This is a genomic window from Vibrio metschnikovii CIP 69.14, from assembly GCF_000176155.1.
In the GTDB taxonomy this organism is placed as follows: Bacteria; Pseudomonadota; Gammaproteobacteria; order Enterobacterales; family Vibrionaceae; genus Vibrio; species Vibrio metschnikovii.
In genome coordinates this window covers 483109-496698 of record NZ_ACZO01000007.1, presented here as the reverse complement: position 1 = coordinate 496698, position 13590 = coordinate 483109, and the positions used below count along the sequence as shown (strand labels likewise).

9 protein-coding genes are annotated in these 13590 nt (G+C 43.6%); 5 read left to right on the top strand and 4 right to left on the bottom strand.

Features of this window, described 5'->3' with window-relative positions; translation table 11 throughout:
• Positions 1-29: 29 nt before the first annotated feature.
• A complete protein-coding gene (locus VIB_RS13870; protein ID WP_004396834.1) occupies positions 30-1064 on the bottom strand; it encodes an ABC transporter substrate-binding protein in 1035 nt (344 codons plus the stop codon).
• 224 nt (positions 1065-1288) lie between these two features.
• Between VIB_RS13870 and VIB_RS13865 the strand changes: the two genes are divergently transcribed.
• Positions 1289-3325, top strand: coding sequence for a tRNA(Met) cytidine acetyltransferase TmcA (locus tag VIB_RS13865; protein WP_004396833.1), 2037 nt, complete (start codon positions 1289-1291; stop codon positions 3323-3325).
• A gap of 324 nt (positions 3326-3649) precedes the next feature.
• Positions 3650-4963, top strand: coding sequence for an FAD-dependent oxidoreductase (locus tag VIB_RS13860; protein ID WP_004396832.1), 1314 nt, complete (start codon positions 3650-3652; stop codon positions 4961-4963).
• An 82-nt stretch (positions 4964-5045) separates the two neighbouring features.
• Here the strand turns inward: VIB_RS13860 and VIB_RS13855 are convergent, their stop codons facing one another.
• A complete protein-coding gene (locus tag VIB_RS13855) occupies positions 5046-6989 on the bottom strand; it encodes a methyl-accepting chemotaxis protein (RefSeq protein WP_004396831.1) in 1944 nt (647 codons plus the stop codon).
• A 232-nt stretch (positions 6990-7221) separates the two neighbouring features.
• Between VIB_RS13855 and VIB_RS13850 the strand changes: the two genes are divergently transcribed.
• The 3 genes from VIB_RS13850 to VIB_RS13840 all read left to right on the top strand — a co-directional run bounded on the left by VIB_RS13850 (position 7222) and on the right by VIB_RS13840 (position 9909).
• Complete coding sequence (locus VIB_RS13850) at positions 7222-8766, top strand: cryptochrome/photolyase family protein (protein WP_004396830.1); 1545 nt, start codon at positions 7222-7224, stop codon at positions 8764-8766.
• A complete protein-coding gene (locus VIB_RS13845) occupies positions 8766-9473 on the top strand; it encodes an SDR family oxidoreductase (RefSeq protein WP_004396829.1) in 708 nt (235 codons plus the stop codon). The genes VIB_RS13850 and VIB_RS13845 overlap by 1 nt, the downstream gene beginning before the upstream one ends.
• A gap of 127 nt (positions 9474-9600) precedes the next feature.
• A complete protein-coding gene (locus tag VIB_RS13840; protein WP_050782766.1) occupies positions 9601-9909 on the top strand; it encodes a YkgJ family cysteine cluster protein in 309 nt (102 codons plus the stop codon).
• A gap of 96 nt (positions 9910-10005) precedes the next feature.
• Here VIB_RS13840 and VIB_RS13835 read toward each other — a convergent pair whose 3' ends face one another.
• Together VIB_RS13835 and VIB_RS13830 are read right to left on the bottom strand one after the other, a co-directional pair.
• Positions 10006-11253, bottom strand: coding sequence for a GGDEF domain-containing response regulator (locus tag VIB_RS13835; protein WP_004396828.1), 1248 nt, complete (start codon positions 11251-11253; stop codon positions 10006-10008).
• Between the two features lie 462 nt (positions 11254-11715).
• Positions 11716-13377: a methyl-accepting chemotaxis protein gene (locus VIB_RS13830; RefSeq protein WP_040905210.1), complete on the bottom strand. Its 1662-nt coding sequence runs from the start codon at positions 13375-13377 to the stop codon at positions 11716-11718.
• Positions 13378-13590 lie beyond the last annotated feature (213 nt).

The following is a 13590-nucleotide window of genomic DNA, read 5'->3' as shown; positions in this document are numbered from 1 at the left end:
GTCTTTTTTTATGTTAAGTGTATGGACGATTATTGATTACGCAGACGCTGCCAGTAGCGTTCATAAATAACGAGCGCTTCTGGGCCTACATCGTTAATAAATTCGCCTTTTTGCATCTCTTCATCAGAAGGAAAAATCGACGGATTATTACGTAGTTCGTCCGCTAATAAAGCTCTTCCTGATTGCGTTGCGGATGCATAACCTAAACTGTTTACTATCTCGGCTTGATTCTCAGCTTGATACATAAAATTAATAAATTTATGGGCTAGTGCTTTATTATTACTACCGGAAGGAATAGTAAAGTTATCCATCCATAGTACAGCACCTTCTTCAGGCATCACGAAGGTAAGCTCTGGTAGCTCTTCTTGGCCTTGGAATGCGTTGCCATTCCACTGCATGCCTAGGGCGACTTCGCCAGAAACATAAGGTACATGCGGCGCATCAGAGTTATACAGCAATACATTACGTTTTAAGGCAACCAATGATTGATAAGCCTTTTCTATTTCTGCTTCGTTTTGGGTATTGATACTAAATCCATTGAGTTTCAGTGCCATACCAAATACATCACGCATATCATCAATCAGCATGACTTGACGGACATATTTCGGGTCCCACAGATCGGCCCAGCGAGAAATTCCGTTAGGCAAATAAGCAGCGTTGTAGCTAAGGCCAGTAATGCCCCAAATGTAGGGCAAAGAATACTGGTTCTTTGGATCATGCGCTTGACCTAATAACGATGGCATAGCATCTTTCATGTTTGGAATTTGTGCGTGATCCAATTCGCTCAATAGCCCTTCACGAGCCATTTTTTCAATAAAATAAGCGGAAGCAAAAACAACATCATATCCGCTGCCTTTAAGAAGTTTGAGCCTAGTGTACATGGATTCATTATTCTCGAAGGTTGAATAATGGATCGAAACGCCTTCTTGAGCTTCAAACTGTTTGAGTGATTTTTCTGGCAGGTAGCCACCCCAAGCGTAAACATTCAGTCTTTGTGCTTGCGCACTCACTTGAGCAGAAGTAATGACAGCTGCGAGGACCAATCCTTTGATGAAAGATTTCATTGCATTTTCGTTCCTTAAAGTCCAGCCCAATGCTGGTGTTCAGATGCATAATTAGTTAAATCGGTGTTTCAATAAAGCAAATATAATTTATCGTTAAGAACAATTATTTTAACCTTCTCAATTCTTTGGCTTAGCATGATGTTTATTGTGTCGCGCAAGCCGATACCGTATCCACTTTACCTTTTGTGCTACCATTGCCAAATCATGATGAAATGTGAATCTGTATGACGACTTTAACGACCGATTATCTTAACTACTTCCAATCTCTCCAACGCTGTGCACAACAGCGTAATCACCGCTTTGCCGTTTATCTGTCTGGTGAACTACCATGGAGTCGACATGTTCTTCAAGCATGGCTTGCAACAGTAGAGGAACATCGTGTTGTACAACTTGGTGGTGTTCCGTTTTTCGCCGCTTCTTCGTTAGCGTATAACCAAGGACAGCGTCTTTTAGGTCAAGAATGTCATGTATTGATCACGGATTTTAGCCAAGGATTTGATGCTAATAGTTTTAGTGCTGCCTTAGGGACATTAATTGGTGGCGGGCTTCTGTTTATTATCGGTCATCAGGTTAATCCTACCGCCGCTGATAATATTTGGCTTACTCGAGCACTTGAGCAGTTATTGATTGTTACCGAAAGCGATATTCCTGCCCTTCCTAAGTCTTTCCTTGTTCCTGAGTCATGCCATACCCAAGAACAAGCATTAGCGGTTGAGGCGATGCTTCGAGTGGTTACTGGACATCGTAAGCGCCCATTATTACTTACCGCCGATCGCGGTAGAGGCAAAAGTAGCGCTTTAGGTATCGCTGCTGCCAAGTTAATGCAATCGCGAACGCTCAAGATCATCATTACAGCGCCACGCTTATCGGCGATTACTCCGGTGTTTTATTTTGCAGCGCAAGGTTTACCCGGTGCCGAGGTAAGTAAAGATAAAATTGATTATCAAGCTTCTCAATTACAGTTTATTGCTCCAGATGAGCTGGAGCAACATGAGCATGACTGTGATTTATTGTTGGTCGATGAGGCAGCAGCACTGCCGTTACCGTTTTTGTATCGTTTTGTTGAGCGTTATCATCGAGCGGTCTTTTCGACCACTATTCATGGCTATGAAGGTTGTGGGCGAGGTTTCACGCTCAAATTTCAACACTGGTTAGCACAGCATCGACCACAAACGCATTGTCTACATTTGGAGCAACCTATTCGCTGGGCTGCGCAAGACCCTCTAGAGACTTGGCATCGAGAGACCTTTCTCCTCAATTATGATTTACGGTCGGATTTAGCAGCGATCACGCTCGATAATATCGATTATTTTAGTGTATCGAAAACCGAGTTATTGGCGTCACCGGGTTTGTTAAAAGAGGCGTTTGGTTTATTGGTTAATGCCCATTATCAAACTTCGCCGAATGATCTTTTCCATTTGTTGAGTGACGAAAAATTAACGCTCTACGTTGCTAGCCATCAGCAGTGTCTGGTTGGGTGTCTCTTAGCGGTGCAAGAGGGCGGATTGGATCAAGAGTTAATTGAATCGATTCAGTTAGGTCAGCGTCGTCCTCGGGGGCATCTTGCCCCGATTACATTAGCCAATCAGATGGGAATAACGCAGGCAGCGCAGCAGCAATGTTGGCGAGTGATGCGAATAGCGGTTCATCCCCAGCGACAACATTTGGGTATTGGCAGCCAGTTACTGACTCACTTTATTGAACGCCATCCTTGTGATTATGTTGCTACCAGCTTTGGTGCTACGCCGGAGCTTATCCATTTTTGGCAACGCAATGGTTTTCATAGCATCAAGTTAGGTTCACAGCGTGATCAAGCGAGTGGTTGTTTTTCATTACTGATGATCTACGCTCGACACGTAGAATGGCTCTCTCAAGCTCGTCGGCAATTCCAAGCACATTTGCTCTACGAGTTGAAAGATAGTTTGCAGTGCTTAGCTGCAAAGACGGTTTGTTTGTTATTGAGCGAAGCTAAAACCGAGAAGCGAATAACGTTGCCGGTTGATTTATTGACTCGTTACAGTATGGGTGGGGCGAATTATGAAAGTGTCGCTGTATGGATTGAAAAACTCCTCATTCATTCTGCTTTTCAATCCTCAATGGTGATCGAAGATTTATTGATTGAAAAAGTCATTCAACAGCGTACCTGGACAGAGTGTGCAGCCATTCATGGCTATACCGGACGTAAACAAACAGAGCAAGTATTACGTCAGCAGCTCGCTCGGTTATTGAGTGATTTACAGTGTAAACTGAGCCTTCAATAAAACGAGGATTGAAATTTACACTGTAAACTGGAAAGCGTGTGACTGAGTCTACGAATTTAATCAATCCTCATTGGTATTGAGAGTAACTACTGACTACCTTTATAAGGGGTTGCTTATATTCGCTTTCGATAAAAGGACGCAACCCCTTAATCATTAGACGCTCATTTTACTTAACGCTGCTGCTTAGCCATGCTTGTGATTGGTCATTGTTGGGATTACTGTGCTGGTTGCCGACTTTAAGTGTTTGAGCTTGAAATCATGATCGATGATTTCGCTAGACGATAAAAGAAATTATTGTCAAGCGAGAACACCCTAGGAGTCACTATGGCTATTTCACGAAGGACGTTTCTTAAAGCAGGCGTTGGGGTTGGCGCGGTAGGCGCGGTAGGGGTAGGTTATCGGCAGATAAATAAAACCAAAACTCAAGCTAACATTGTCATTGTTGGGGGGGGAGCGGCCGGTATTGGTATTGCCAATCAATTGGGACATTATTTGGACGGCGCAACGATCACCGTGATAGAACCACGTGGTTTCCATTGGTATCAGCCGGGCCAAACGTTATTACTTGCCGGTGCTTATACACAAGTCAGTGATGTGATTAGTCCCAATGAACGTTTTATTGATGCTAGTGTGCGTTGGGTTGAAGATTCCGTGATTGAGTATCGGCCTGAGCGAAATCAAGTGGTGACTGAAAATGGTCTGTTAGTGAACTACGACTATTTGATTGTCGCGACGGGTGTTGAACTTCGTTATGACTTAATTGACGGGTTTGATCCGCAAGAAATTGGCCAAAACGGGATAACGAGTATTTATTACAGCCCGCAGGCCGGAATCGCTAGTCATCAACAAGCTCAAGCATTTGCCCATAGCCAAGGTGGTAAAGCCGTCTTTACTCGACCGCAGGGGGCGATGAAATGTGCTGGAGCGCCAATGAAAGCGACCAACTTGGTGGAATACTTTGTTGCCCAATCCGGTCATCGAGATAAATTTGTTTTTGACTATTTTACGGCAGAGAATTTCCTTTTCTCAGTTAAAGTATTTGACCAGCGGATACGTGAGATTTGGCAGCAACGCAGCATTGAATCACATTTTCAGCATACCTTAACCTCAGTCGATACGAGTAGAAAACTGGCCACATTCCAATTAGCGGACCAATCGACATACACCGTTGATTGGGATTTTATTCATGTTGCTCCGCCTATGACGGCCATAAAAACCATCAGAGAATCGCCATTGGCAGATAACGAGCAATTTAAGGGCTACCTAGAGGTCGATCAATATACGATGCAGCATAAGCGTTACAGCAATATTTTTGGCTTGGGAGATAATGTAGGAACGCCAATCGGTAAGACGGCGGCGTCTGTTAAAACGCAAATTCCGGTAGTGACACAAAACTTAACGGCACTAATAAAAGATAAACCATTAATGGCGAAATGGGATGGTTACACGTCATGTCCGATGATCTTAGATGTGGGTCATGCAATGCTGTGGGAGTTTGACTTCACTCTCCAACCAATGACAGCGCTACCGTTTCAAGTCGTTGACCCTCTAAAAAGCAGTCGCTTTGCTTGGAAGGTAAAAGAATCTGTGATTAAACCGATTTACGACATGATGCTACGAGGTTACACACCGATGTAGATCATTTTCTAGGAAGAGAAACAACTCGCTACGTCTCTTTATCGCAAGACGTAGCGAGTGAGCTTCGGCAAGAATCAACCGGTTATATTCCCTTAAACTGATTAATTTTAGCGGCTAAATGAGTCATCTGTTTTTCTACGCCGATCACCGAATGCTCACCTTGTTGAGTCAGTTGTTCGGTGCGGCTACTTTGTTCATTTAAATTTTCTATGCTTTGATTAATTTCTACTACCGCTGCACTTTGCTCTTCAGCACCTTGAGCGATTTGTTGGTTCATTGAAAAGAGCGCTTGTAGAGTGGTGTTTAATGCTTGCACATCTTTTACTGCTTGATGATGAGTGGTCAAACTGTGTTGGCTATTTTCATGCACGACTTCAATTTGTGTGGTCACTGAATTCGACGCCGATCGAAGCTTATTGATGATGTCTTGGATCTCGGTGGTAGACTCACTAGTGCGTTGGGAAAGCGAACGCACTTCATCAGCAACGACCGCAAATCCTCGACCATGTTCTCCAGCCCTTGCGGCTTCTATCGCCGCGTTTAACGCTAACAAGTTGGTTTGCTCGGAAATAGAGCTAATCACTTCGAGAACGCGAAGAATATTTTCAATATGGTTGTTAAGCTGTTGCAGACTCTGCTGGCTGGTTGCCATATTCGAACCGAGTTGTTCTATATGGGTAAGGCTGCTGTGCATCGCAGAGAGGGCATTTTGTAATGAGCTATTGCCTTGCGCGGAAAGCTCGCCTGCATGGCTAGCGAGTCGTGTCGCTTCTTCGGTTCGTTCGGTAATATGTTGACTGGCCTGAGAAATGGTTCCTAAAGCACTACGCTGTTCCTCGGTGGCTTGATTGGTTTCTTTAGCGTTATGTTTCAATTGTAAAAATGCCACTTGCGATTCCGCTACAGTTTGATTAACAGAACTTAATGAATCTCTGAACCGCTCAATAAAGAGGTTAATTTTCTGCGATAAATTCGCTACCTCTGCACCATCAAAAATATTCACTTTGTGGTTTAAATCAAGATGCTGGGCAATATGATCAATCTCACTGCTTAGTTGTTGAATCGGTTTAGTTAACGCCGTAACGACAAAGTGCATGATCACTAAGGCAACGGCGATAAAAATTAATGTAAACAGGAGCGATTGAATAAATTGAGCCATGATTGGTGAGGTAATTTGAGATTTGGGTATTTCAACAACCACAAAACGGTCTAAATCTGCTAACCAATAAGATCCAATTAAATAAGCGTCTTGGTTGACGGTAAGTTCAGTAATAATGGGAGCGGTTTTACCCGCACTAATGGCTTGTTGCAGTTGCCCGCTGGTATGATTCGCTAACACAGAATCTTTGGGAGCGACTTGGATTTTTCCGTCGCTCGATGCCAGCATGGCTCGCCCATTAGAGCCTATCCTAAAGCTTTCGATCATACTGACCAAGCTACTAACGTTGAAGCCTAACCCGGCGACCACATAAGGTTGATTGGTTCGAGGATTGACTTGTGTACTGCGATAATTAATAAAAATAACGTATTGCCCACCTACTTGATCTTGGTTCATGTTCAATTCAATGGGTTTGTTTTTGCCGAGAAAGTTGGGATAGAAATCTTTAAAGGGGTAATCGGCAAGGCGAGTGGCTCGATGCTGACCATCATAAGTAAAAATATATTTTCCTTCTGCGCTATCTAAGACGGCAAAAGCATTGTCTGCTCCGAGTCGAGTCATCGCATTTTCTAATGCCTGATGAGCTACGGCGGGATTAGCAATGGATTTTTGTTCCGCGCTCCAATCCAGCAAACCTGAATGATGAGCAAGAAAATTCGATCCTGTGATCGCCGGTTGTAGCTGATTACTGATTTCAAAAGCGAGTCCGCGTAATTGACTCGGCAGAGTGTGCGACTTAAGCTCATTCAATTGATCATTTGATGTGCGGATTGCCTGTTGCCCCATGGCAATCAATGTACAAGTCACCAGTATGACGGATAGAACCCAGTTAATTCTGCGACGAATTGATAGCGTTTTCCAATACATAACATAAGCCTCATTTATTATTATTAACCAACCTATAGATAGTAGTGTTTGTTTACTAAAGTGAGTAATAAATGAACGAAAATATAGTTAACTATTCAGTAACATTCTGATGTGACGACGATTTTTAATCATAAAAAGGTTAATCCAACAGCAGTGAATGCTCTTATTCTCTGTATTCGCGTAAAGGTTTAGCTAACCCTATCCATCTCTGAATCAAGGATCTGATCACGGCATGAATTTCAAAACGGTTCGATTAGTATTAGGCGATCAGCTTAATGCTCAACACTCTTGGTTTAAGAAAGCTGATGATGATGTGCTGTACATTATTGCTGAACTTCATCAAGAAACGGGCTATGTGACTCATCACATCCAAAAAGTCGTCGCGTTTTTTTTAGCGATGCAAGAATTTGCTCAAGCGAGACAGGAAGAAGGTCATCAAGTACTTTATCTGACCCTCGATGAGACACAGAATTTTAGTGATCTACCACAATTAATCGCTCACTACGTACAACAGACTGGAGCCATGAGTTTCGAGTATCAGCGTCCTGATGAGTACCGTTTACTCGCACAGCTCGCAAACTTGCGTTTAGCTAATACGGTTATTGGTTGTGTGGATAGCGAGCACTTTTTGCTGCCGTTTGAAGAGATTGAACAAAATTTCCCCAAAGGGAAGCATAAAATGATGGAGCATTTTTATCGGCGGATGCGACAACGTTTTACGGTTTTAATCGAAGATGGCAAACCGCTTGCTGGTCAATGGAATTTTGATGCCAGTAACCGCAATAAATTAAAAGCACAAGATATTGCTCAGTTACCGGAACCTTTGCTGTTCAAAAATGCCCCATCGGACGTTCTTGAACGCCTAAATCGACATGGAGTACAAACGATAGGGCACCTAAAGGGGGATTTATTTTGGCCAATCAACCGCGCGCAGAGTTTGACATTGCTTGCTCATTTTTGCCAAGTGTGTTTACCACGCTTTGGCCAATTTCAAGATGCAATGACCCACTTACATCCTGCGCAATGGAGTCTTTATCATAGCCGATTGTCCTTTGCTCTTAACAGTAAGCTCTTACATCCTAAAGAAGTGATTGATGCAGCGGTTGCGGCTTATCAGCGTGAGAGCCAGATCGATCTTGCCCAAGTGGAAGGCTTTGTTCGCCAAATCCTAGGCTGGCGTGAGTACATACGTGGCATCTATTGGGCCAACATGCCGCACTATGCTCAGCTCAATGCACTTCAGGCCACCTCCCGCTTACCTAGCTATTTTTGGACGGCAAAAACAAAAATGCATTGTATGCAGCGAGCGATCGGTCAATCACTCGATTTTGCTTATGCACACCACATTCAGCGTCTGATGGTGACGGGAAACTTCTGCTTATTAACTGGAATCAATCCCGATGAAGTCGATGCTTGGTATTTAGGTGTTTACGTCGATGCCATTGAGTGGGTTGAGATGCCAAATACACGAGGAATGGCTTTATTTGCCGATGGTGGCATCGTCGGGACTAAACCGTATGCGGCTAGCGGTTCTTATATTAATAAAATGAGCGATTATTGTAAGACCTGTTTCTATGATAATAAAGCCCGCAGTGGTAAAGCTTCCTGTCCATTCAATAGCCTTTATTGGCGATTTATGCATCAGCAGCGTGATCGTTTAGCAGTCAATCCCCGTATTGGAATGTTGTATCGTTCATGGGACAACATGACGGATCAGCAGCGAGCGGATATCTTACAGACGGCAGAATACTACGTGAGTCACCTGGAGGAGTTATAATGGATATTTTGGTGGTTGGCGCAAATGGTGGCATCGGTTTAGCCATCGTAAAGCAGTTATTATTGGCCTTGCCTGAAGCGAATATTCATGCGACTTATCATCGCCAATGCCCCGATTTCACCTCTCAACGTGTCACTTGGTCTCAGTTGGATGTCACTCAAGAATCTGACGTTGCTTTATTCAGTCAGCGTTTTTCGACACTGGATTGGTTAATTAACGCGGTAGGTATGCTGCATGCTCAAGATCAGGGTCCAGAGAAGAATTTGCAAGCATTGAATAGTGATTTTTTTATGCAAAATATTACCATTAACACCTTGCCTACGCTGTTATTGGCCAAGTATTTTTCGCCGCTGATGAAAGCCAGTGATGCTGCTAAGTTTGTGACTATTTCTGCCAAAGTGGGCAGTATTAGTGATAACCGTCTTGGCGGATGGTACAGCTATCGGGCCTCTAAAGCCGCACTGAATATGCTGCTGAAAACCCTCTCTATTGAGTGGCAGCGCACGATTAAACGAGGTGTCGTCTTGGCGCTACATCCAGGGACCACCGATACGCCGCTGTCTAAGCCTTTTCAAGCCAACGTACCCGCCGATAAGTTATTAACGCCAGAGCAGGCTGCACAGCATCTGGTTGAGTTAATCATTCAAGCGAATTTGCAGCAAACAGGACAGTTTTTGGCTTATAACGGAGAGCGCTTGCCATGGTAATCACGTTCTGTCCATTCTACAGACGTTAGGCTGAGTCTTAACGTTTTATCCTAAAACAGATAGAGGGTTTTCGCTATCTTGACCGAGTTGGCGTATGATGCGCTCATCGCCTTTATTATTGACCTTTATGACTAAATCAATTCCTATCCATACCGAACTCAATCCTGATCGATCTTCGCCAATTACCTGTTCCACTTGTCAGGCTTGTTGCTGCCGATTAGAAGTCATGCTCATTAGTGACACAGGGGTTCCTAAGCAGCACGTCGCGGTTGATCGATGGGGCGGAGAAACGATGCGTCGTTTGGATGACGGATGGTGCTCGGCGCTCGATCGTGAAACTTTTATGTGTACTATCTATGAATTGCGCCCTTGGGTTTGTCGTGCCTTTGAAATGGGTGAATATGAGTGCAGAGAAGAAAGAGCTTTATTTCTTTAATGTTTAGCTTATGGATTTAACTTGTTTTTAAACCATAAGCTGAGAAGGTTATCTTAACGTTAACCTTGACCATGCTTGATTGTCACCGTGACTCTCTTAGGTTGTTAAGTGAGGCGGCTTGTAGATCAATTGATTTCTTCCTCGTCGCTTGGCTTCATACAACATGTCATCTGCTCGATTCACCAAGGTGGAAATATCTTGATAGCCACAAAATAGCCCAACACTGATCGTGACTGAGAAGGTGTGTTGATTATGGCTAAAGGATAAACTCGCGACCTGCTTGATGAGTTGTTCGAGCTTCTCAATGACTATCGGAAACGCTTGTTTAGAATAGAGACAAAATTCTTCACCACCAAAACGTGCTACCAGTTCGTTATCTTCATGATTAAAAATGTCTTGCATACATTGAGCAACAGATTGTAGGACTTGATCTCCCATGGCATGACCGTATAAGTCATTCACTTTTTTAAAATGATCCAGGTCTAGCATCGCAATACTGATCAGGTTTTTCGTTGTATAAATATGGTCAAAAAAGAAGCGTCGATTCCACAATCCAGTTAACACATCTTTATTGGCCAGATAGAACATCCGATCGTTAGAATCCTTTAAATTTAATAAATTATTCACCCGACAATAGAACTCATCTTGATTAAAGGGTTTATGCAGAAAATCATTTGCTCCGGCTTTAAGAAATTGTGAGGTAATAGAGCGATCATTACTTGCCGAAACCCCAAGCAGCATAAATTTATGGCGTGGGTACAAGGCTAGAGTTTCTTGGATCATGGTGACGCCATTTTTAATCGGCATATCATGATCGACAATCACGAGCGTGATTTGTGGATGCTGTTTCAGTATTTCTAAGCCTTGTTGACCATTCTCGGCTTCTAAACAATGAATATAACAACGCTGTAATAATTGACACATATGACGCCGTACCATCACCGAATCATCAACCACTAAAGCGGTATGGGTTAAGTTGTTAATCAAGCGATCAATGAGTGGCGCTAAATACGCGACAGATGCAACGCTGTCTTTAAGGATGTAATCGAGTATCCCTTTGTTGACGAGTCGTTGACGAATGTCTTCATTTACATGAGCAGTGAGAACAATGCTAGGGATGTTTTTTTCAATCAGCAGATCGACGATTTCTCCATCTTGCGCATCGGGTAAACAGTAATCTAATACCGCACAGAGTATATTGGTCGACTCTGGAGCATCGAGTAAACGACGTGCCGATTGGTAGTCATCGGCAATCATCAGATCTACTTCTAGTTTTGAAAGAAGGGCAGTTAAGTAATTTCGATAAGCTCGACTGTCTTCAACGATGAGTACGGAATGTTGCACACTATCACTCCCAAAGCGTTTTCATTGGATGATTTTCCCTGTCTATCGGGTATCTATTGAGCCATTGTTCGAAATCAGTCACCTCTGAGGTTCAGAGAGTAAACATGTTATTCGCTATACCCTTCCTAGTTGAAGCAGCAGGGGGGTTGGCTATGTTCGTTCACCCCCATAGCCTGTCTATGCTCATGGGGACTCACTAACTTGCCGTCTACCTGCAACTCCAAGTTGTTTGGGTATATTTATCGTTCCATTATCTACTCGACGCTGTGATAATAATTTTATTATTAATAGACGACTTTTACTCTTAATTGGAGCCGTCTTAACGGAGGTTTCTAGCCCTAATCACTTCGACAAACGAAGTGATTAGGGCGGCTGCTTATCTGCAACGCTCAGCCGTTTGGTTATCGGTGATGGCCAGTGACTCAGTGATGATCAGAGTCAGTAATTTACACTGTAAACACCTTAAACTTTAAAGCGCCCGACCAAGTTATACAGCTCATGCGCACGGCCATTAAGATCTTGGCTACTGGCTTTGTTTTCATTAGCCAGATCGGCAGACTGACTACTTTGGTCAGAAATGACCACAATCCGTTCGGATATTTCTTGGCCAACAATACTTTGTTCTTCAGTCGCGGTGGCAATTAATGAGTTCATATCCATGATCACACCGATCGATTGCTGAATGCTTTCCAGCGCTTTTGCTGCTTCGCTGGCTTCTTTGACCGTCGATGTGCTGCGGTGTTGACTGGAGTCCATCGCTTTCACGGCGTTGTCTGAAGCAGACTTTAACTGCTGAATCATGTTATGGATGTCTTCCGTACTGTCTTGGGTACGGCTGGCCAATTTGCGTACTTCATCGGCGACCACCGCAAAGCCTCTGCCTTGATCGCCAGCTCGTGCGGCTTCAATCGCGGCGTTCAATGCCAGTAAATTGGTTTGTTCAGCAATATCTTGAATAACCACTAAAGAGCTGGAAATATTTTTGACATCGCCTTCGAGTTTAGAAATCACGGTACTGGCTTCGGCGACCTCTTTGGCTAAGGCTTCTACCGAACGAGCCGCAGATTCAACAATTTTATGCGCTTCTTGAGCATTATCTTCCGCTTGTTTGGCCGAATTGGCTGCTTGATTAGCATTATTCGAGATCTCTTGAGCGGTCGTTGTCATTTCTGTCATCGCGGTGGCGACTTGCTCGGTCTCTTCGCGCTGCCCTGTAGCAATAATATCTACTTGAGCAGCGCGTTGCGTCATGGTATCGGTTTCTGCAACCACTTGTTGTCCAAGTTGATGGACGCGTTGGATGATCCCTTGCAGGCTGGCCACAAAAGCATTGAAATTACTGCTTAGGCGGGCAAACTCTGGAATGGTGAAGCTTTCCATCCGAGCGGTGAGATCGGCATCGCCACTGGCAAAAGAGCGAATCGAGTCATCCAGCATATCCAGTGGGCGCATAATGCTGCGGTTTAAGAACAGCGCCATGACTCCGACAATAATGACAATAACAGTGGCAATCGTCGTTAATGTCCAAAGGCTTTGAGTCAGTTGTTGCTGAGCTCGTTTTTCCATGGCAGCAATTTCTGCATCGACATCATCGGTATAAAACCCAGTACCTATGGTTAAATCCCATTGAGGAATATAAATCGAGTAGCTGAGTTTAGGTAAAGGAATGGATTCCCCGGGCTTTGGAAAATAGTAGATGGAAAATTCATCTTTCCTCGCGTTATTAATGATATCTCGGATTAAAAAGTTACCTTGGGCATCGGTCATATTGATAAAGTTATCGCCTAGTCCCGCTTTACTCTGACCAAGGAGAAGGCGAGTCCCTTTACTGTCATAACCAAAAATATAACCATCAAGTCCAAAGCGAATCTCTCGCAAAATCGTCAGTGCCTCTTCTAAAGGCGCTTGACGACGCAGTAATGGCTCGATTGCGGTACGCGAAATCTCCAAATAAGATTTCAGCTCGGTTTTTTTCATCTCCATCATCGCAAGGCGAGTGTTATTCATCTGCTCTTGAGTCAAACTGCGCGTTTCTGCGAAGGTTGAGTAGATCATACTCAGGGCGATCAGTAATAAAGGCACAATCGACAAAATGTAGAGACGCTGGCGTATGGTTATATTCATGGTGTTTTCCATCTTTCATGATTATTAAGTTCAAACCAACTGATACCGTTTGCCTGCTTGATCATCTCGTGGTGTGAGAATGATATTTTTATTTTATCGATAGCATTATCAACGATGCAGACTATTACCATAATACTAGTGCAGTTATTAAACGATGAATGAAAGATTAATCGGTTTTATGTCACATTTTTATGGTTATCAAAGAGCGGTGAC